Here is a 19113-nt window from a genome sequence, read left to right as displayed (position 1 = left end):
CTTCGCGGTAGCAAGACGCATCCTGCAGCGCACTTGGCAAGCGCGCGTCACGCCCAGGCGATGGCACAAGCGCCGGCCATGCGCTCGAAATTCCGGCGCGAGAGTGCGATCAGGTGCCGTCTCAACGACTGGCGTACCTCGTCGGCGACGGCGAGCGCTTGGCCGGCCAGATCGGCCATTTCGTGCACGGCAATGCAGAGCGCCTGTTCGGCGATGTCCCAGGTCGCCAGATAGTGGCCCAGCTTCTGTCGGCGCGGATCATCGAGTCCTAGATGCGGCACGGCAAAGGACTGGGCGGTAACCGCGCCGTGCAGGCTGCTTCCGATGAACAAACTGGCTTTCGCCATCACGAGCATCGTCTCCCAGATTGACGCATGGCCGCCAACGAGAAAGGAAGGCGTTTTCAAGCGCGCATGCAGTTCGCGCAGGGCGATCTGATCCTCAAGCCCCACGTAGCGGCCGATAGGTAGCAGGGCTGCCGGCAAGCCGTAACGCCCGTAAATCTCACCGAGCGCGGCGACGATCGCCTCCCGGTGTCGCCGCACGTAGCGAACATCCGCCTGAAAACAGACGTAGGGCGCCTCATCGACGCGTGCCAGCAAGGCTGGCGACGCACGCGCCGCCAGCCAGTCGACGGAAAAGTGCTCGGACATGAGAACAGCCGAATCCGGCGCCATGAACAAGGGCGCCTGCGCCTCGACGGGCGCCAGCAGCGCGTAGCTCGTCGCGTCGCGGACGGAAACGTAGCTCGCACGCCCGAGTGTCTCCAGCGTGCGGGAACGAAGCTCTGGCGACAGATTGACGACCTCTGAAGCGCCGACGGCGTTATAGGCCACAGGAACGGGAAACGGAAGGTCCTCGGGAGCAATCACCCACGGCAATGCCGAGCAGCCACCGAAGCGCTGACGGCTCAGCGCCTGAACGGCGTCGTCGCCAAGCAGGCGGTGCAGATAATAGAGCATGACATTGCCGCCACGGCCGAGGAGATTGCCGTGCATGGCGCTCCACTGCGCGCCAATGGTCCCGCCGCCGGCAAAGATCACGGCGTCGCCCTCGACCAGACTGCCGGGCTGCAGAAGTGTCCGTAGCGATCGCGTCGGTTCGGCGCCGAAGCGTGACAGATCGCTGCGTGCAAGCGCATAGGTGCGCACGCAGGCCAACGGGCTGTTGGCGGCAAATTCACGCTTCGCGATCACGGGAAACAGCAGGTCGCCGTAGTTGAACCGGTCAAACGCACCCAGCAACGCCACGCCGCACATGCGCCTACCTCCCGTGATCGAGTCGTCAGGTACCTGCCCGTCCGGCATTCACCATGTGGCAATCGAATTCCACCAGGCCCAGCACGGCATCCGGGTGGACCGGAAAGATGCCGCCCAGACGGAAGCCCCGCGCGGCAAAATAATCGATGCTGTCGCGATACCCCGGCATGCCGGCATAGATCGGGGTCACCGAGGCCTCGGTCTGCAAGGCCACCATCGCAGCCAGACTTGTGCACGCCCCCCGTGCCACTTCGATGTCGAAGCCTTGGGTGTCCAGTTTCAGGTAGGGCGCACGCGCCCCCGTCTCCGCCAGCAGCGGCGGCAGCAACTCGTCAAGTGTGCGCATCTCGACCTCGACCACGCGCGACACCTCGTTCTGTCCGACGAATTCGGTGGTATGCGCGTGGTCGGGAACCAGAAACGAACTGAACACCGACGAGCGCATCACGTTGAAGTGAAGCACTCCGAGCTCGGCGCCCAGCGCGTACTCCAGAATCCGCCATTTCGCATCGTCGCCGGCACGCGCCCGCATCTGTTCCACATGCTCGGCCACCGGCTCAAACGACAGAATCCAGCCGCCGTAACCGACCCGCTCGCGCAGGAAATCGCGATACTGGCCGACATTGGCGCCGACATCGATCACGCAGTCGACCGAGAGACGCGCAAACAAGCTGCGCAGATACGTTTCCTGCCCGACATAACCGAGCCGCCACTCGGGAAGTACCGCGATTCCGAAACGTCTCAGGAGAGCTTCAAGCCCGCGTACCAGTTGCCGCTTCATCGTACCTTCCTCCGCAACTGCCGCCGGAATCAAGCATCCCGGAACCTGAGCTTCAAATACTTGAGATAGACGGTAATCCGGATGTATCGGCACAACACGCGGCCGATCTCACCGTCGCGCCAGGAGCCGTAGAGCAAATACCAGCGAGCCCAGATCAGCCAGGGATAGACGTTCAGCCTGAGCCAGGAGCTGCGTTCGCCGCGCGACGCGGCGTCTTCAGCCATCAGGCGGGTGTACAGGCCGACCTTGCCGTAAAGGTCGTCGACCGAATCGCAGGTGTAATGAAGAATCGGCTCCTCAAGGCTGACGAGCGTGCACCGCTCGCCGCGCACCGATTCATGGATGATGCGGCTGCCACGGGTCGAAATACGGTCCTTGCGGAACAAGCGGACGATGTAGTCGGGCGTACGCACCGGGTAGAAGTTGCGCACCTTCCGCCCGAGAAAGAACCAGTCGCGGCGAATGCTGAAACCGTCGGGATGGCTGCCGTCGGCAAGTGAAAAACTCTGCGCCTTGAGGTCGCGAATCCGCGCGACCAGTTGCGGCGAAAGCACCTCGTCCGAATCAAGCGAGAGTATCCACGGATAAGTGCAATGCTCTTCGGCATAGACACGCTGATCGCGGAAATTGTCGAAATCGCGGTGCAAGACGCGAACAGGATAGCGCGCAAGGATGCTATGAGTGGCATCCGTGCTGCCCGAATCCACAACGAGGATCTCGTCGGCCAGTGGCACGACCGCATCGAGCACCTCGGCCAAGCGTCTCTCGCTGTTGCAGGTCAGGATGTAGCAGGATAAGGACGGGTTCATTGACGCACCTTCGCCCGGTGGCGTATCAGTCGTTCAGCATACACGGCATGCGACAAGCAGACCATGCCGACGTCAACACGGCAGGACGCAGCCCGACTCATTTGCGGACCATGCGCAGGGCGCTTGCCATTTCGGAGGGGAAGATGAGGCGCAGGGCTGCGGCGTAAACCGCCCCGCCGACGCCAATCTCGATCAGCAACTTCGCCAGGCCCGGCATTTCCGGCAATGCAACGCGCAGACCGGCGACGGCGCCAGCCATCACCAGCGAGCAGACGGCCGCGGGCACAAGCGCACGCGCCAGACGTGGCAAGGGCAGATCGAGCATCTTCCCGCACATCGCCATGGTGGCAATCGCGATCACGGGCTCAACCACCAGAAACGCGCCGACCACCCCCATCAGCCCGTAACGCGTGCCGATCCAGACCAACGGCAGAAACAGCAGCAGATTGATGATCGACGAGCGTAGCGTCAGGTCGGGACGCCCGACTCCCGCCATAACCTGGCGCAGGAACAGGCTGACCAGACGAAAAGGCATCGCCAGCGCAAGCAGGGTCAGCGGCGCGACTGCTGGCAGCCACTTCTCGCCAAGGACGGTGGGTACGAACTCGTGCGCAACGCAGCTTACCCCGACCAGCGCCGGCACCAGCACCAGGCTGGCAAAGCCGAGCGAGCGCAACAGATAATAGGCAACCGACTCGGGCTGATCCTGGAAACGCGAGAAAGCGGGAAAGACGATCGTGTTGACGATCGGCATCGTTTTCGACAGCGGCAGCACCGCAAATTCGAGCGCGACGGCGAAAATGCCGAGCAGTTCGGAGCCGAGCACCGGCCCGGCGATCGTCACCGGCAGCGTATTGCTGACGACCGCCACCGCGGTGGCGATGGTCATCGTGCCGCCGAAGGCCATCATCTTGCGCACTTCCGAGAAACGGAAATCGGGACGGATGAACCACGGGTTGAAAATGCTGAGGACGACGATCGCCAGCACGCTGCTGACGAGAACGCCGGCGACCAGCGCCCACACCCCGGCGCCCATGACGGCCAGCGTCAGCGTCGTCAGCGCCGTGGCAACGCTAACGAAGAGATCGACCGAAGCCTTGAGCTTGAACTTGAGCTCGCGCTCAAGCAAGGCGTTGGGGATGATGCGGAACGGCACCGCCAGATAGATGAAGGCGAGCACCTGCGCCAGCGGCTTGAGCCGCGGCTCGTTGAAGTACTCGGCGATCACGCCGGCGCCGAAGAAATAGACGAGAAAGAGCCCGCCGTTGAGCAGCAGCAGATAGCCGAAAGCACAACGCAACTGCCGGTCATCCAGCTTCTTCGCCTGCACCAGCGCCAGATCGAGACCGAAGGTGCTGAGCAGGAAGAGCATCTCCAGCGGCGTCTGCAGCATCGCGTTCAGGCCGTAGTCGGAAGCGCTGATGTAGCGCACGACGACGATGGTGCACGACCAGTTGATCAGCTGCGCGAGCAAGCGGAAGGCAGCCGCCCAGCGCGCACCGCGCACCACCTTCGCCACGACCTGGGCGCTATCGTCCGGCGGCGGGCTCATTGCGTCTCCTGCGTCCGTCGCCCGGCATTATGGCCGCTGCGGCGGCTATCGCCGCGGCAACGGACCGGCTTAGCGGGCTTCAGAGGCATCCCCGTCGGCCGACACAGCAGGCGCTGCGGCCGGTGGTATAGCAAGCGGTGCCGCCGGCGGCGTGACCGTAGTCTCGCTCGGCTCCCCGAGCGCCGGCTCGGCAAGGACACGTACCTTGGGCATGCGGCTCGCCACGCCGCCGAGAACGAGATAGAGCTTCTGCAGGGGCAAGGCTTCCGGCGCCTGTTCAAGTCCGGAGGTCACCAGCTTGAGCGCCTCGGCGCGCTTGCCCGCGTTGCGCAGGTATTCGGCCCAGTGGAAATACGCTGGCCAGTAGTCGGGCTTCAGTTCGCGCGCCTTCGCGAACGCCGCCTCCGCCCGGAGGGCTTGGCCGCGCATCAGCTCGGTTTCGCCGAGCCGCGAGTAGATTTCGGGCAACAGGATGAAATCCGGCTCGGCGTTGTTGATCACGTACATGATGTCGCCGCGCGCCTCCTCGATGGCGGAGGTCCGCGCCATGTCCGGTGTGGAGGCCCGCCGGGCGCGGCCGATGTTGACCAGGGCCCAGCAATAGTGATGCATATGCCAGAACGACGGCCCCATCAGGCTGACCCAATAGGGCGCGCGCGGCGAATTCCTGCCGTACTTGAAGGTGTGCCCCTGGGTATCGACGCAGTACTTCGGCAACAGCTCGATTTCGGCCGGCGTGATCTCGCTCGGCGCCGCACTCGCGAGTTGGGCGAATAGGCCGAAGCCCGCGGCGAGGACGCAGGCCGGAATCGACAGGCGCCACGTACGGCGATAATTCATGACGATCTCCTCATCGTGCCGGACCTGCCGGAGGTACCGCGGCCGCCCCGCTGGCAGCTTCGGCATGATCAAACAGCCTCATCGCGCGGTCCATCCCAGGCCCGTCGCCAGCCAGTAGGCGAGCGGTTTCGGATTGAACGGGTCGGTACGCCAGGCGCGGAAGAATGCCGAGCGCGCCAGCGCGCGATCTGCGCCCGCGCTGCGCGAAGCATGCAGCAGCCCGAAGCCGAAATGAAAACCGGCGAGCGTGCGCCGGAACTCGCGCAGCGAAATGGCGCGGCCGTCCGGACTCGCACGCCCCCACTGCGCAAAAGCGCGCATCACCAACCGGCTGCGATAGTCGATGGGACGCGCCACGCGCGATCCCTGGCGGGCATGCTGCCGGTAGAGAACAGTCTTTTCGCGCAGTTTGAGGAACTGCGACGAACGCGACAGGCGCAGGAACAGATCCCAGTCCTCACTATACGGCAGGAATTCGTCGAAGCCTCCGGTCGCGAGCAGCGGCGTGCGCCGGATCAGCGCGGCGCTGGTCAGCGGGCAACACTCAAGCAACATGCGGTGGTAGATCCAGCCGGACATCTCGGGGTCGATTCCATTCGCCACCGCATGTTCAGCGAAGGTTTCCGGCGGATCGAAACGGCGGGTCTGCCGATTGACGAACCAGTAGCTGATATCGGAATAGACGACGTCGACTTCCGGATGCTGCGCGAAGGCGACGAGCTGGTTGGCGAGCTTGTGCGGAAACCAGTAATCGTCGTGATCGACGAAGGCGACGAAATCGCCGCGCGATTCGCGCAGGCCGCGGTTGCGCGCGGCGCAGACGCCGGCGTTGGCCTGCTCGAAGACACGCACGGAGTCTCCACAGGCACGCGCGATCTCCGGCGTACCGTCCGTCGAGCCATCGTCGACGACGATCACGTCGAGGACGAAATCGCCGGTCTGCGCCAGAATGCTGTCAACGGTTTCGCGCAGATAAGGCGCACAGTTGTACGACGGAATGATGACCGAGACGACGGGCGTTGGCACAGAAGGAGTCCTCAAAAAGCCAGCCGGCGGCGCGCGCCAGCCGCGGCGCGCGTCAGGCAGCGGGCACTCATCGCGCGGACACCGAAAAATCGGGACGGTGCACCTGCAGCCATTGCTCCAGCATCATCGCGATCCAGATCATCTCGCCGTAATAGCCGGGATGTTCCGCCAGATAACGCGCGAACAGGTCGTTCACGAAGGCATGGCGCAGGACGCCGCGTTCGGCCAACGACTGCAGCGATGACAAGGCCAGCTGGCGCAGCGGCGGATGCCGCGTCGCCCAGACCCCGAAAGGCAGGCCGAATCCCTGCTTCTTCTTGACGATGATCTCGTCGGGCAGGAAACCGCGCAGCGCCTCCTTGAAAAACCAGCGCAGGCGCAAACCTTTGAGCTTGTACTCCGCCGGCAGGCGCAGCGAAAAAGCAAGCAGTTCGTCGTCGAGCATCGGGAAACCGACGGCCAGCCCGGCCATCGCCGTGGTGCCGCACACCTTGGGCAGATCGCATTCGGCCAGCGTATAGCGCCAGTCGTAGGCCAGCGCCCGGTTCACCTCGCTGCCGGTGGTCGCCGCCTGCCACACCGCGCGCTGCTGCCGGACCGGCGCCTCGACGTCGACCGCCGCGAGCAGGTCCGCGCCGAGCACCGTCGTCAGGCCGAGGCTGCTCAGCAGATTGCCGAGTTGTGCGCGGTCGGGCATCGGAATCCTGGCCTGCTGGACATAGCTCGACGCCTTCTTGACGCCGGGAATGGCAGCGGCGATGGCGGAACCGAACAGCGGCTCCATCAGTCCCCGCCGCAGCGCTGCCGGCAAGTGGCGATACGCGTCGAAAACACGCTGTTTGGCGTAGCGCGTATTGCCGCCGAACAACTCGTCACCGCCGTCGCCGGCGAGAATGCGCGTCACGCCGTCGGCCTGCGCCATGCGCGCGCAGTAGAAGGCTGGCAGCGCCGACGAATTGCCGAAGGGCTGGTCGTAAAACGACGCCACCGCCGGAATGCTGCGCACCAGATCGTCCGGCGTCACGTAATACTCGTGGTGCTCGGTATTGAAGCGGCCGGCGGCAATCCGCGCGAAAGCCATCTCGTCGTAGCCTTCGGCCTCGAAGCCGATCGAATAGCTCGCCGCCGGCTGTCCGCGCACCTTGCCGATCATGCCGGCGACGGTCGAGCTGTCGGTACCGCCGCTGAGAAAACACGCGGCCTTGCCGTCGCCCAGCTGGCGAGCCGTCGCCTGCGCCAGGAGATCGAGGAACTCCTCGCGCAGGCGCGGGAAGGACGGTGCAGCAGGTTCCGAGAACGCCGGCACCCAGTACGGCGCCACGCTCAAACGTCCGTTCTCGAAGAGGCCGTAATGCGCCGGCGGCAGCCGCAGAACCGACTCGAAGACGGTCGCCGGCGAGGGAATGACGTGAAAGTAAAGATACTCGTACAGCGACTGCAGGCGGATCGGCGCCGTCGTCCCGGCGAGTTCGTCGGCGCGCGGCGAAACGGCGATGCTCGTCACGTCGGCGCGATAGCACAGCGGCCGGATGGCGAAGCGGTCGACGGCGAAGAAGACGCGCCCGTCGGCCAGGCGCACGGCCACCGAAAAATCGCCCTGCACCCGCGCAAAGCCCGCCCCACCCTCGCGTTCAAGCAGGGTTTGCCACGCCGGCAACGGGTCATCGCCAGCGCCGCAGAGATCGGCAGGCAGTCTTGGCGAACCGGCGAGGTGGAGGAGTTCGGCAGCGGACATGAACAAACCCGGAAAGTGGAACGATCGATGCAAACTCAGCCGTCGACCTGGAAGGCGCCGGGGCTGAGGCGCTCGACACGCAGCGGACGGCTGGATCGTGGATGGACGTATTGCTGCTCGGGACGCAGACTCAGCCGGCCGACCTGCGGCGGCTCGACGCCCTTGAAACGCAGCGGCGAGTCGGCCGCCAACCGGTAGTCATCGCGCGCGGCGCGCTCGAAGCCCTCCCAGCCGGCGTTGAAGTTGTTGCGATAGGTGCCGGGTCCCGCTGATTCGAGCGATCCGTTACCGACGAGGATGTTGTTGATGGCCAGCACGCTGCGTGTGCCGGGCGCCAGACGCAGGAAAACGCCGCCCTGTGTCCGGCCGTCGACGAGCGTGTTGTTCGCCAGATAGAGGTGATTGTTCTCGCCGCGATAGCCTTCGGCGCCGTAGGCAATGATGTGCGGGTTTTCCGTGGTCGAGCTTTGCTGGATCAGGTTGCCGATCACGTAGGCGACGCCGCCGTTGGGAAACTCCAGCTCGTAGCTCGCCGTGCCGCCGATTTCGTCGGTCAGCCGGTTGTAGAGGATGCGGCTTTCGCGCGCGCGCGACTTGAGCAGGTGGCCGACGCGCGCATGGTGGAAGTAGGAGCCTGTCACCGTCAGACGCGCGATCGCGCCGACGTAGAGGTTGTGGCTCTGACCGTCGCCGAAACCGTTGCGGGCAAATTCGCTGTTGCTGATCTCGAGCGCACTCTCGCCGTCGCTGGCCGTCAGGATGCCGTTCTCGTTGTCAAGGAAGCGGCAGTCGCGAATGCGCAGCACGCCTTTTTCAAAACGGATACCGGCCCCATTCCGATCAGGTACGCGGGCGCCGATGAAATCGAAGCCATCGACGCTGACAGTGCCGCCGCGGACGACCCAAATGCCCTTCCCTTCAGCGGAGGCGCCATCGGCCAGGAGGCGGACGCGGCCACCGACGGCACGGAATTCTAGCCGGTCATGCGTCCACACCGCGACATCGCGCCGGTAGTCACCGGCGTCGACCTCAAGGATATCGCCGTCGCGCACGAGGCGCGACGCCTGCTGCAGCGTTCTGATCTCGCGCTCGGGACCGATACGGATCACGCGCCCAGCAGCGGCATCGAGCGCCCAAACAGTGCCGACGCCCAGCCACGCAAAGGCTAGGAGTGAGGCGGCGGCGACAATGCGCGAAGCGGTTTTCACGGTCAGGCAAGCTTCAGGACTGTCCGGACTCAAGAATCCGGGTGACGCAAGCTGTCAGCGAACCGACCGTTTCGAAGATGGTGCCATCGAGCAGATCTTCCGGAAACTCGAAACCAAGATCGCTTTCCAGTGCTGAAATCAGCGAAACGATCGCCATCGAATCGAGTTGCGGCAATGCCCCGCGCAAGCGCGTATCGGCCTTAAAGCCTTGCGCGCGCCCGTTGAGATTCAGTTCGCGGTCAAGAATACGCAGAACCGCAGATTGGATATCGTTCATTTGACTGCTCGCTTTCGCGTCTAGAGATCCATCGACACCGACTCCGAATAGAGGTAGTCAATGTCGTCGGGCAACAGGGTGGAAGAATTGAATTGTTTCGGATTGAAGCCGCTGCGCAGGACGCCGAGCTTCGGCGTCCTGCCGAGCATTCGCCGCTCGATGTGTACGGAGAGTATCCCGCGCCGGCAGAAGTACGTCTGCAGAGCACCCAAGCCCGCGTTCAGCAATTCACGATCGCTGCGATAGATCAGCTGAGCTGCCGGCATGCCCTTGAAGTCGCGCAGCTTGTAGATGAGATGACACCAGGCTCCCGGGCGCCCGAGCAGCAGCTGGCGCAGCCAGGGATAGACGGAATGGTCCTGCCAGGCCTGGCGCAGTTCGTCCGGAATCTCCTGCCCGATCGCGACCGCGTCGTCGAGCACGCGTTCGTTGCCGAGATGGACCGGCAGGCCGGGCAAAACGACCACGGCGTCGTCGAGCGACTGGAACTTCAGGAACTGCAAGGTCCCGGCAACCACCTTCGTCGGTGAAAAATCGGTGAAGTGATAGCCGGGCTGCGCCAGCAACTGCATCGCCAACGCCACGCTGAACCTGCGGAAATCGTCGCGCACGCACCAGCTGGTGATGTTGCAGAATCGTTCGCTCTGCCCACGCACCTTGCGCTCGGCATAGAGCGCACCGATCCCGCCAACCACGTCTTCCCCTGCGCGCAGCAGGAAACCGTAATTGGGTCGCTCGGGCAACCAGTTCGCCGACAGTGCCGAGCCCCACGCTTCCGGGCTGCGCGGGATGCTCATATTGGCTGACAGGAAGGCGGCGAATTCGGGCAGCGACTGCGCCGTGACGGCTTCAATGACGGGTCGGGCCATGATGGTCAGGCGCCTCCGGGTGCGTTTTTCGGCTTGCCTGCGTCTACCTCGGCGAGCCATTGCAGTCCCCAGCCGGCGACCTGATCGCGCCATTCGCCACTGGAGAAGGTATGGTCGGCGTAAGGTAGATCGTGGCGCTGCGTCAGGCGCGGCAGGAACTCGGCCTGCCATGCCGCATCGCTTTTCAGCAGGTCGTCGAACTCCTTCGCCACCCAGTCGCGCCCGCTCATGACCAGCATGATCGGGCCGTGGAAGCGCCGCAGTCCGGCGAGCATGCGGTCGGGCAGGCGTTGCGGCGTTGCCGACGTGCCAGCGTCCGTTGCCGGCGCGCCAGACGCCCGCGACAGCATCTGCGCCGCCGATCGCGCCGAGCCGAGCCAGTCGAACTGCAGCGAGAAAATCTTTTTCCAGAAGGACGGCTGGCGCAAGCGTTCCAGGTAGTAATGGCGAACCACGGTACGCGCCTCGCCTTCCTTGGTGCGGACCCAGGGATTGAGCATGACCAGACCGCGGACGCGGGGGTCGCGGTGAGCATAGAACAGCGAGGCCGAGCAGGCGTTGCATTCGCCCCAGAGGACAACGCCCTGCAGTGACGGCACGGCGGCGAAGAAGGCGTCGAGCGCAGCCCGGATGTCCTCGTCGACATGTTCAAAGCCGCGATAGTCGCCGTAGCTGTCGCCCATACCGGCGAAGTCGAAGCGCAGCGCCGGGAAGCCCGCCGCCGCGAAATCCCGCGCCCAGAGCAGCAGCTGCCGGTGCCCGCCAATCCGGTACTGCGGTCCGCCGGCGACCATCATCAGGACACCCAGGCGGGCTGGCCCGGCGGCCGGGTGCAGCATGCCCGGCAGCGGCAGGCCGCCGCTCTCGAACACCAGAGGCTGCTCGTTCACGCTGCCCTCCCCACGTCATCAAGCCACGCGGCGGTCAGGCCGATCAGCTCGGGCGCCGTATGCCGGTCATGCAGTGCCCAGAAGGCGGGAGCGTCGAAGACTCCGACCGCGACCTCGACACCAGCCGCGCGCCAGGCGCTCACCACCTGCGCACTAGCCGGCAGCAGGGCGGCGTCCTCGCCGGTCTTCTTCTCGAACCAGGCGACCGGTGCTCCCGGCTGCGGCGTACGCGTCGCCAGATTGACCGCTTCGATCGCCGTCGCCAGCGCCGGCGCCACCTCGTATCCGGCGACCTCGATGCTGGCCCCCTCGGCGAGACGGGCGCGCATGCCGGCGGTGGTGTCCTTCGGAATGTCGGTCCGGTCCATGTTGGCGGCGATACGCATGCGCAGGAACTGGGTGAAATAGTTGCGGCCGTCGCTAACGGGCTGCCAGGCCGCCAACGGACACGCTGCGGCGTCACCGGCCAGTGCGTCGAGCGCCAGCGGCACGCCGAGGCGCACGCCGAGCAGCGCGGCGCAGCCGCCGCCGTCCGGTCCGTCGAGCCAGGCGCGGACCCGACGAATGTCGTCAATCCAGCCATCCCAGCGTGCGTCGCCGTAATGACCGTCGCTCTCGCCGGTGCCGGAAAGGTCGAGCACCAGCGTGCCGAACCCCAGCCGCGCCAGAGCCTGCGCCTGCAGCGTAAGCATGCTGCGGCAGCGGTTCATTTCCTCATTGAATGCCGGCACGACAAGAATGCTGCCGCGCCGGCAGACGCCGTCGGCGGGACGGTGGTGAACGGCGAACAGCCGTCCGCTAGCGCCATCGAGAAAGAAGGGATGGGGACGCGAAGGCAGGGCCCGCATCGTTCAAACCAGCCCTTTCTTGAGCAGGACGAAGTGCGCCATGCGCGCCAGCGTGCCGAGGTTGTCGATGTTGATTTCCGCCTGCGTCAGCGGAATCTGGTAGGTCTTCTCATACCACGCGATCAGGTCGAGCAGGCCGGCCGAATCGATCAGGCCGGTCGCCGGAATGATCTCGTCGGGCCCCAGTTCGGAGGCGTCGTCGCCAAGTTCGGCGGCAATGGCAACAATGCGCGCCTTGATCTCGGCGGCAATGCTTTCGGCGGTCAGCGGCATCGGGGAATCCTGTCCTGTCGTCATGTCGGGGAAGAGAGTTTTTTGAGCGCGGCAACGACCTGTCCGCCGTTGAGCACGCGGTGGTCGTAGCTGGCGCCGAGTACCGCGCGACCGTTGCGCGCGGCGGCGTGAGCAAGCATGAAGGCAGTGTGCGGCGGCAGCACCGGAATGTGGCGGGTGACTTTCCAGCGCTCCATGCTGGAAAAGCCGATGGTCGCGCCGGAAGCTTCGCTTTCGCGCAACTGGTGCGACGCCGCCCGGCGCAGCACGTCGCCCAGTGCGTTCACAAACCCTCCGGCATCGAGAACCTCTGCCTCACGCACGACAGCAAGGTAAAGCGACTCGCCGGCCTGGATGGTGAAGCCGAGATTGACCGCGCCGTACTCGTAGCGCTGCTGCTCGACGAAAGTGGCGTTGATACGGGGCATCGTTCTTGCCACCTCGACCAGTCGCCACGCCATCAGCGGCAGCAAGGGCGGCATCAGCAGCCCCTTCTCTTCCTGGAAGGCGCGTGCGTACTCGGCCCAGGGCGCCGGGTCGTAATCGATCTCGATGTAGCCGGGCACCGCGCAGTCGCGATGCCAGACCACCGTGGCCGCCATGCCCTTTTCTTCGCGCGACAGCGCGACCGCCGTGCCGGGAACCTCGGGTCGCGGTTCCGCCGGGCGCGAGACGGCCACCACCGGCGCCGGCGCGGCGGCGGCGAGGCCATGCGTGGCGAGATAGCGCTCGACCGCCTCGACGGTAATGCGGCCATCGATTGGCGTCACGGCGTCGGACTTCACTCCGTAGCGCGCGAGCAGGAGTTTCGCCTTGCCCGTCACCGGCGATGGTCCCGCCGTCGAGGAGTCGGGCGTCGGCGCGCCGGCCTCGGGGATCGGCTCCGACGCGCTCGCACCGAGCCACAACATCACGCTGCCCACTTGCGCGATCTCGTCGGGCTGCGCCACGAAGCCAAGCACATAGCCGTCCACCGGCGCGGTGACGTCGAGAACCGCCTTGTCGGTTTCGACCTGGCCGACAATCTGGCCGGCGCTGACGCGCTCGCCGGGCTTGACGTCGAAGGCGAGGACCTTGACCTCGTCGTCGTTGTTGTTGATGCGCGGAACGTGGATTGGCGTCGCCATTCGCTTATGTACCCGTTACAGAAGATCGATCACGGCCGCGACGATCGCAGCCTCGTCCGGCAACTGCGCGCTTTCCAGACTGCGTGCTGACGCAATCGGCACCGGCAGGGTGCCGAGCCGGGCGAGCGCGCCGGAATAAGCGCTCTCGGCGAGGAGCGCCAGGATCTCGGCGCTGACGCCGAAATGATGGTGCGCCTCCTCGACGACGAGAATGCGCGGACGGTCGAGCAATGCCTGCAGTAGCGTCTGCCGCGGTAGTGGTGCCAGCAGTGCCGGCGCGACGATCTCGACCGCGAGTTCTTCCTGCGTCTCAAGGATCTTTGCCGCGCGTTCGGCCACCGGCAGCATGCCGCCGTAAGCGAGCAGCGTGACGTCGGGCGCCGCGCTGCCGCGACGCAGGGTGGGAAACAGCGCCGCACCGAGATCGTCGTCACCGGCGGGCAGGATTTCGTAGTCGGCGGTGTCGCACTTCTCGCCGTAGAGCAGCTTGTGTTCGAGGAACAGCGTCGGATTCGACCAGCGGAGGACAGCATCGGCGAGCAACTGACCGACGCGGTGGCGATGGCTGGGATAGAGCACGGTCAGGCCGGGGACGGAAACGAACAGGTTCTCCGGGCTCTGGCTGTGCGTCGGACCGTAGCCGCGGCGGCCGCCGCAGGGCGCACGCACGACCAGCGGCACCGTCGCCTCGGGGAACATGCCGGGAAACTTGACCGCGTGGTTGTAGAGTTGGTCGAGGCACAGGCTGAGAAAGTCGGCAAACATGATCTCGACGATCGGCCGGCGCCCGGCCATCGCCAGACCGATGCCGGCGCCGGTGATGCCCGCCTCGCTGATCGGCGTCGAGATCACCCGCCCCGGGAACTTCGTCGAGAGTCCGGCCGAGACCTTGAACGCCCCGCCGTAGGGATCGTGCAGATCCTCACCGATCAGCAGCGTTTCCGGCGCTGCCGCGAGCAGGCCGTGCAGGGCGCTATTGAGGGCCGCGCGCACGTTGCCGTCCGCGACCTCCGGAATCTCGACCTGCCCGGCCTGCGCTGGACGGAAGCTGTGCTCGGGTAGCGGGTCGAAGTTTGCTGCCGGCGATGCGAGCGCACGACGCTCGACCGCCTGCAGGTAGGCCGCGCACGACGCGCGGATCGCCGCGACCTCGTCCGCGGGCAGGCACGCCGCCAGTGCAGCGAGCGGGTCAGCCGCCGCCAGCGCTGCGCGCTCGCCGGGATCGCGCAGATCATCGCCCTTGCTGTGCGGCCCCAGCCGCCCGGTGTCGATCACCAGCATGCCCGGCCGGCGCCGCTCGCGCACCTGCGCGACCACCGCCGCGGCGGCATCAATGAAACCCGCCTCGCGGTCGGACACGCGCCAGGTGTCGAGTCCGAACGCGGCGCCGCGTGCGACGATGTCGCCACCGAGCGTATCGCGCGTATAGGTCGTTTGCGCGATGCCGTTGTGCTCGACGACGAACAGCACCGGCACCTGCCACACCGACGCCAGGTTCATGCTCTCGTAGAGCAGCCCTTCGCCGAGCGTCCCGTCGCCGATGACGGTGACGACGATGCCGCGGCTGTCGCGCGCCTTGAGGGCGGCAGCAAGACCGACACCGATGCCGGTCATGCCGGCCTGCACCCCGTTGCTGTGGAAATGCCGGTAGGCCAGATGCTGGCTACCGCCATAGCCGCCGCAGACGCCGTCGCGCCGCCCCATGATCTCGGCGACCAGACCGTGAAAATCGCCCGAGTAGCTCAGGAAATGCCCGTGATTGCGGTGGTTCGAGAGCACGTGATCGTCCGGATGGTCGAGCGCGCGCACCACCGCCATCTGGCAGAGCTCTTGCCCGAGGCAGGTATGCGTCGTTCCCGAAACCAGCCCGCGCGAGAACAGATCGAGGATCAGTTTCTCGGTGTCGCGGATGAGCGTGGCGAACGCGAACAGACTGGCGGGGTCCGTGCCGATCCGCGGCTTGCCCGAGGCATCACTGAGGAAGGGCGCCGGCACACCGTTCGCACTGTCGGCGGCCATCGGCGATGCATCACTCATCATCAGTGCGGCGTCCGCAGATTTTTCCGGCTCCGCCCGAGGGAGATCAGCTTGCCATCGATAAAAGCAACGAGGGAACCGACCGTGGCGAAGGTTGAACCCTCGATTTCGTCGTCTTCGGCGATGAAGCCGAAACGCTCTTCCATGCCGGTAATCAGCGCAATGACGGCCATCGAATCCAGTTCGGGCAAGGCGCCGAGCAAGGGCGTCTCCAGGTTGAAGCGCGCGGAGCGTCCGTCGAGGCTGAGGACATCAGCCAGCAGAGAATTCACTTCTATCAATGTATTCAATCGCTTATCCGGAACTGGATTTCCCAAGGGGGCATTATAGGGGGAATTCCCGCAGCGGGCCGTGAGATACTTCACAGCGTCATAGGATTGCTGCATTTATTATCTTCCGCCATCTCTACGGTTTGCCGTCCATGCAAAACGCCACACTTCTGCACGAACTCATCGAGTCGGCTGCGGCACGCAATCCTGAGGCCGTCGCGCTCACCCACGGCCAGGAGCATCTCCGCTACGGAGAACTGGAAGAGCGGGTGCAGCACTTCGCAGCCGGAATCGTCAGTCTCGGCCTGCAGCGCGGTGAACGCGTCGCCATTTACCTGGAAAAGCGCTTCGAGACGGTGATTGCCAGCTTTGGCGCGCCGGCAGCCGGTGGCGTCTTCGTGCCGCTGAACCCGCTGCTCAAGGCTGAACAGGTCGGCTACATCCTGCACGACTGCAATGTGCGTGTGCTGATCACCTCGCCCGAGCGTTTTGCGCTGCTGCAGGACACCCTGCTGGCCTGTCACGATTTGCGCCATGTCGTGCTGGTCGACACACCGGCCGCTCTGCCTGCCATCGCCACGCAAAACATCTGGCGCTGGCAGGACCTCCTCGCGCAGCCCGCAGCAGCGGCCCACCGCGTGATCGACACCGACATGCTCGGCATCCTTTATACCTCGGGCAGTACCGGCAAACCGAAGGGCGTCGTGCTGTCGCATCGCAACATGGTCGCCGGCGCCAAGAGCGTGGCGAGCTACCTCGAGAACCACGCCGGCGACACGCTGCTCGCCGCCTTGCCACTATCCTTCGACGCCGGTTTCAGCCAGCTGACCACCGCTTTCCACGCCGGTGCGCGCGTCGTGCTGCTCAACTACCTGCTGCCACGCGATGTCGTCAGGGCGATCGAGCGGGAAAAGGTGACCGGGCTGACCGCCGTGCCGCCGCTCTACATCCAGCTGACGCAGTTGAACTGGCCCGAATCGGTCAGCGAACACTTGCGCTATTTCGCCAACACCGGCGGCCGCATGCCGCGCGAGACGCTCGACGCGCTGCGCCGCCATCTGCCGCAGGCCAAGCCCTTCCTGATGTACGGCCTGACCGAAGCCTTCCGCTCGACCTACCTGCCGCCGGCCGAGGTCGACCGCCGTCCGGATTCGATCGGCAAGGCCATTCCCAACGCTGAAATCCTCGTCCTGCGCGAAGATGGCTCACCCTGCGCGCCGAACGAACCCGGCGAACTGGTGCATCGCGGCGCGCTGGTCGGCATGGGCTACTGGAACGACCCGGAAAAGACCGCCGAGCGCTACAAGCCGCTGCCGGTGCATGCGCCAGGACGCGAAGCCGGACTGGTGCTGCCCGAAATCGCCGTATTCTCGGGCGATACCGTGCGTCAGGACGAGGAAGGCTTCCTCTACTTCATCGGCCGGCGCGACGAGATGATGAAAACCTCGGGTTACCGGGTGAGCCCGACCGAGGTGGAAGAGGTGCTCTACGCGACGAAACTCGTCGGCGAATGTGTCGCCTTCGGTATCGACGACGATCGCCTCGGGCAACGCATCCAGGTGATCGCCACGCCACCCACCGATGGCGCGCTCGATGTCGACGCCCTGCTGGCCGAGTGCCGGCAACGCATGCCGGCGTACATGGTGCCGTCCGGAATCGCCGTGCGCAGCGGGCCGTTGCCGCGCAACCCGAACGGCAAGATCGACCGCAAGACGCTGTCGACCGAGTGGATCGAAAAACATGGCGGCTGATTCTCCCACCCACTCCCAGCATCACCACTCCCTCTCTCCCCGCGCCCTGCCGGCGCATGCGCCGATGAACCAATTTCCTGTCGTCGACGGGCAACTGCAGGTCGGAGGAATGCCGCTCACACAACTCGCCGCGCGCGTCGGGCAAACGCCGTTTTACGCCTATGACCGGCAACTGCTGCGCGCACGCGTCGGCGATTTGCGCGCAGCGCTGCCCGCTTCGGTCAAGCTGCACTACGCGATGAAAGCCAATCCGATGCCGGCGCTGGTCGGTTTCATGGCGACGCTGGTCGACGGTATCGACGTCGCCTCGGCCGGGGAGCTGAAGGTCGCGCTTGACGCCGGCGCCGATCCCCACGAGATCAGCTTCGCCGGCCCCGGCAAGCGCAATACCGAACTGCGCCAGGCCGTCGCCGCCGGCGTGTTGATCAATCTCGAATCCTTCCGCGAAGTCGATGAACTGGCGCGCGTCAGCGACGAGCTTGGCCTGCCAGCGCGAGTGGCGGTGCGCGTCAATCCGGACTTCGAACTGAAAGGCTCGGGAATGAAGATGGGCGGCGGCCCCAAGCAGTTCGGCGTCGATGCTGAACAAGTGCCGCAACTGCTGGCCAAGATCGGCGAGGCGGGTTTGCAGTTCGAGGGCTTCCATCTCTTTGCCGGGTCGCAGAACCTGAAGGCCGAAGCGATCTGCCAAGCGCAACAGAAGTCGTGGGAACTGGCGCTACGCCTGGCCACTGATGCCCCCGCCCCGGTCCGCTTTCTCAACCTCGGCGGCGGCTTCGGCATCCCCTACTTTCCCGGCGAACAAGGCTTGAATCTGCGCGCTGTCGGCGACAAGCTGGCGCAGCTTGCCGAGCGTACCGCCAGGGCGCTGCCCGACGCGCAACTGGTCATCGAGCTCGGGCGTTATCTGGTCGGCGAGGCTGGCATCTACGTCGCACGGATCGTCGATCGAAAAGTTTCGCGCGGCCAGACCTATCTGGTGCTTGATGGCGGCCTCAACCACCATTTGTCGGCGTCGGGAAATTTCGGGCAGGTGATCCGCAAGAACTATCCGCTAGTCATCGGCAACCGCATGGACGCTGCCGAAAAGGAAAGTGCATCGGTCGTTGGCCCCTTGTGCACGCCACTCGATCTGCTGGCCGATCGCATGGAACTGGCGGTCGCCGACGTCGGTGATCTGGTAGTGATTTTCCAGTCGGGCGCCTATGGCGCAAGCGCCAGCCCGCAAGGATTTCTTGGGCATCCACCACCACTGGAAGTGCTGGTCTGAAACAGGGGCATGCCCCCGAAAGACGACGATTTTGCTTGCTGCTGCGCGCATATCAGCTGCATTCCCAAGGCGACAACCGACCAGCACGACTGGTTCTTCAGCCTAAGTTTACAAATATCAAAGCAGCACCCCTCTCGACAGTGGAAGTGACGAGAACCCTGGACCGGCATAGCAATGCTTTTCAACTCCTATTCGTTCGACGTCCCCCCGTTTTCAGTAGCAGCGAGCTTTAGAGTCCGAGGCTAATGTAGCCGATTTCCGGATGAGTGATTCGGCATAGGCGGCAGGCGTC

The 19113-nt window shown here is 65.1% G+C and carries 18 protein-coding genes; 2 read left to right on the top strand and 16 right to left on the bottom strand.

The features are described 5' to 3' along the window. Window positions 1–47: 47 nt before the first annotated feature. The 16 genes from GGD90_RS11205 to GGD90_RS11130 all read right to left on the bottom strand — a co-directional run bounded on the left by GGD90_RS11205 (window position 48) and on the right by GGD90_RS11130 (window position 15917). Window positions 48–1259: a polysaccharide pyruvyl transferase family protein gene (locus tag GGD90_RS11205; RefSeq protein ID WP_184415127.1), complete on the bottom strand. Its 1212-nt coding sequence runs from the start codon at window positions 1257–1259 to the stop codon at window positions 48–50. Between the two features lie 25 nt (window positions 1260–1284). Then, entirely contained in the window at window positions 1285–2040 is a 756-nt protein-coding gene (locus GGD90_RS11200; protein WP_153116980.1) for an FkbM family methyltransferase, read from the bottom strand. A 29-nt stretch (window positions 2041–2069) separates the two neighbouring features. Beyond that, window positions 2070–2849, bottom strand: coding sequence for a glycosyltransferase family 2 protein (locus tag GGD90_RS11195; protein ID WP_153116981.1), 780 nt, complete (start codon window positions 2847–2849; stop codon window positions 2070–2072). A gap of 97 nt (window positions 2850–2946) precedes the next feature. Then, window positions 2947–4401 carry a lipopolysaccharide biosynthesis protein gene (locus GGD90_RS11190; RefSeq protein WP_153116982.1) on the bottom strand — a complete coding sequence of 485 codons (1455 nt, stop codon included), beginning with the start codon at window positions 4399–4401 and terminating at the stop codon, window positions 2947–2949. A gap of 69 nt (window positions 4402–4470) precedes the next feature. After that, window positions 4471–5241 carry a tetratricopeptide repeat protein gene (locus tag GGD90_RS11185; protein WP_153116983.1) on the bottom strand — a complete coding sequence of 257 codons (771 nt, stop codon included), beginning with the start codon at window positions 5239–5241 and terminating at the stop codon, window positions 4471–4473. Window positions 5242–5319: 78 nt separating this feature from the next. Further along, window positions 5320–6267: a glycosyltransferase family 2 protein gene (locus GGD90_RS11180; protein ID WP_153116984.1), complete on the bottom strand. Its 948-nt coding sequence runs from the start codon at window positions 6265–6267 to the stop codon at window positions 5320–5322. Window positions 6268–6334: 67 nt separating this feature from the next. Beyond that, complete coding sequence (locus GGD90_RS11175; RefSeq protein WP_153116985.1) at window positions 6335–8002, bottom strand: asparagine synthetase B family protein; 1668 nt, start codon at window positions 8000–8002, stop codon at window positions 6335–6337. A gap of 35 nt (window positions 8003–8037) precedes the next feature. Continuing rightward, entirely contained in the window at window positions 8038–9210 is a 1173-nt protein-coding gene (locus tag GGD90_RS11170; protein WP_153116986.1) for a right-handed parallel beta-helix repeat-containing protein, read from the bottom strand. A 13-nt stretch (window positions 9211–9223) separates the two neighbouring features. Further along, window positions 9224–9487 carry a phosphopantetheine-binding protein gene (locus GGD90_RS11165; protein ID WP_153116987.1) on the bottom strand — a complete coding sequence of 88 codons (264 nt, stop codon included), beginning with the start codon at window positions 9485–9487 and terminating at the stop codon, window positions 9224–9226. A 20-nt stretch (window positions 9488–9507) separates the two neighbouring features. Next, window positions 9508–10356: a hypothetical protein gene (locus GGD90_RS11160; protein ID WP_153116988.1), complete on the bottom strand. Its 849-nt coding sequence runs from the start codon at window positions 10354–10356 to the stop codon at window positions 9508–9510. Between the two features lie 5 nt (window positions 10357–10361). Continuing rightward, window positions 10362–11246: a hydrolase 1, exosortase A system-associated gene (locus GGD90_RS11155; RefSeq protein WP_153116989.1), complete on the bottom strand. Its 885-nt coding sequence runs from the start codon at window positions 11244–11246 to the stop codon at window positions 10362–10364. Then, window positions 11243–12094: a hydrolase 2, exosortase A system-associated gene (locus GGD90_RS11150; RefSeq protein WP_153116990.1), complete on the bottom strand. Its 852-nt coding sequence runs from the start codon at window positions 12092–12094 to the stop codon at window positions 11243–11245. The genes GGD90_RS11155 and GGD90_RS11150 overlap by 4 nt, the downstream gene beginning before the upstream one ends. Before the next feature lie 3 nt (window positions 12095–12097). Next, complete coding sequence (locus GGD90_RS11145; protein WP_153116991.1) at window positions 12098–12367, bottom strand: phosphopantetheine-binding protein; 270 nt, start codon at window positions 12365–12367, stop codon at window positions 12098–12100. Between the two features lie 20 nt (window positions 12368–12387). Beyond that, window positions 12388–13494 carry a 2-oxo acid dehydrogenase subunit E2 gene (locus GGD90_RS11140; protein ID WP_153116992.1) on the bottom strand — a complete coding sequence of 369 codons (1107 nt, stop codon included), beginning with the start codon at window positions 13492–13494 and terminating at the stop codon, window positions 12388–12390. A gap of 15 nt (window positions 13495–13509) precedes the next feature. Next, a complete protein-coding gene (locus GGD90_RS11135; protein WP_228273738.1) occupies window positions 13510–15534 on the bottom strand; it encodes a thiamine pyrophosphate-dependent enzyme in 2025 nt (674 codons plus the stop codon). Then, a complete protein-coding gene (locus GGD90_RS11130) occupies window positions 15534–15917 on the bottom strand; it encodes an acyl carrier protein (RefSeq protein ID WP_153116993.1) in 384 nt (127 codons plus the stop codon). Before GGD90_RS11130 ends, GGD90_RS11135 begins: the two co-directional genes overlap by 1 nt. 35 nt (window positions 15918–15952) lie before the next feature. On the opposite strand from GGD90_RS11130, the gene GGD90_RS11125 reads away from it, so the two are divergent. Together GGD90_RS11125 and GGD90_RS11120 are read left to right on the top strand one after the other, a co-directional pair. After that, entirely contained in the window at window positions 15953–17551 is a 1599-nt protein-coding gene (locus GGD90_RS11125; RefSeq protein ID WP_153116994.1) for an acyl-CoA ligase (AMP-forming), exosortase A system-associated, read from the top strand. 64 nt (window positions 17552–17615) lie between these two features. Then, complete coding sequence (locus GGD90_RS11120) at window positions 17616–18821, top strand: pyridoxal-dependent decarboxylase, exosortase A system-associated (protein WP_221227747.1); 1206 nt, start codon at window positions 17616–17618, stop codon at window positions 18819–18821. Window positions 18822–19113 lie beyond the last annotated feature (292 nt).

The sequence above is a fragment of the Rhodocyclus tenuis genome, assembly GCF_014197755.1.
Taxonomy (GTDB): Bacteria; Pseudomonadota; Gammaproteobacteria; order Burkholderiales; family Rhodocyclaceae; genus Rhodocyclus; species Rhodocyclus tenuis.
The sequence above is the reverse complement of the archived record's forward strand: the minus strand, read 5'-3'. Positions and strand labels throughout refer to the sequence as shown.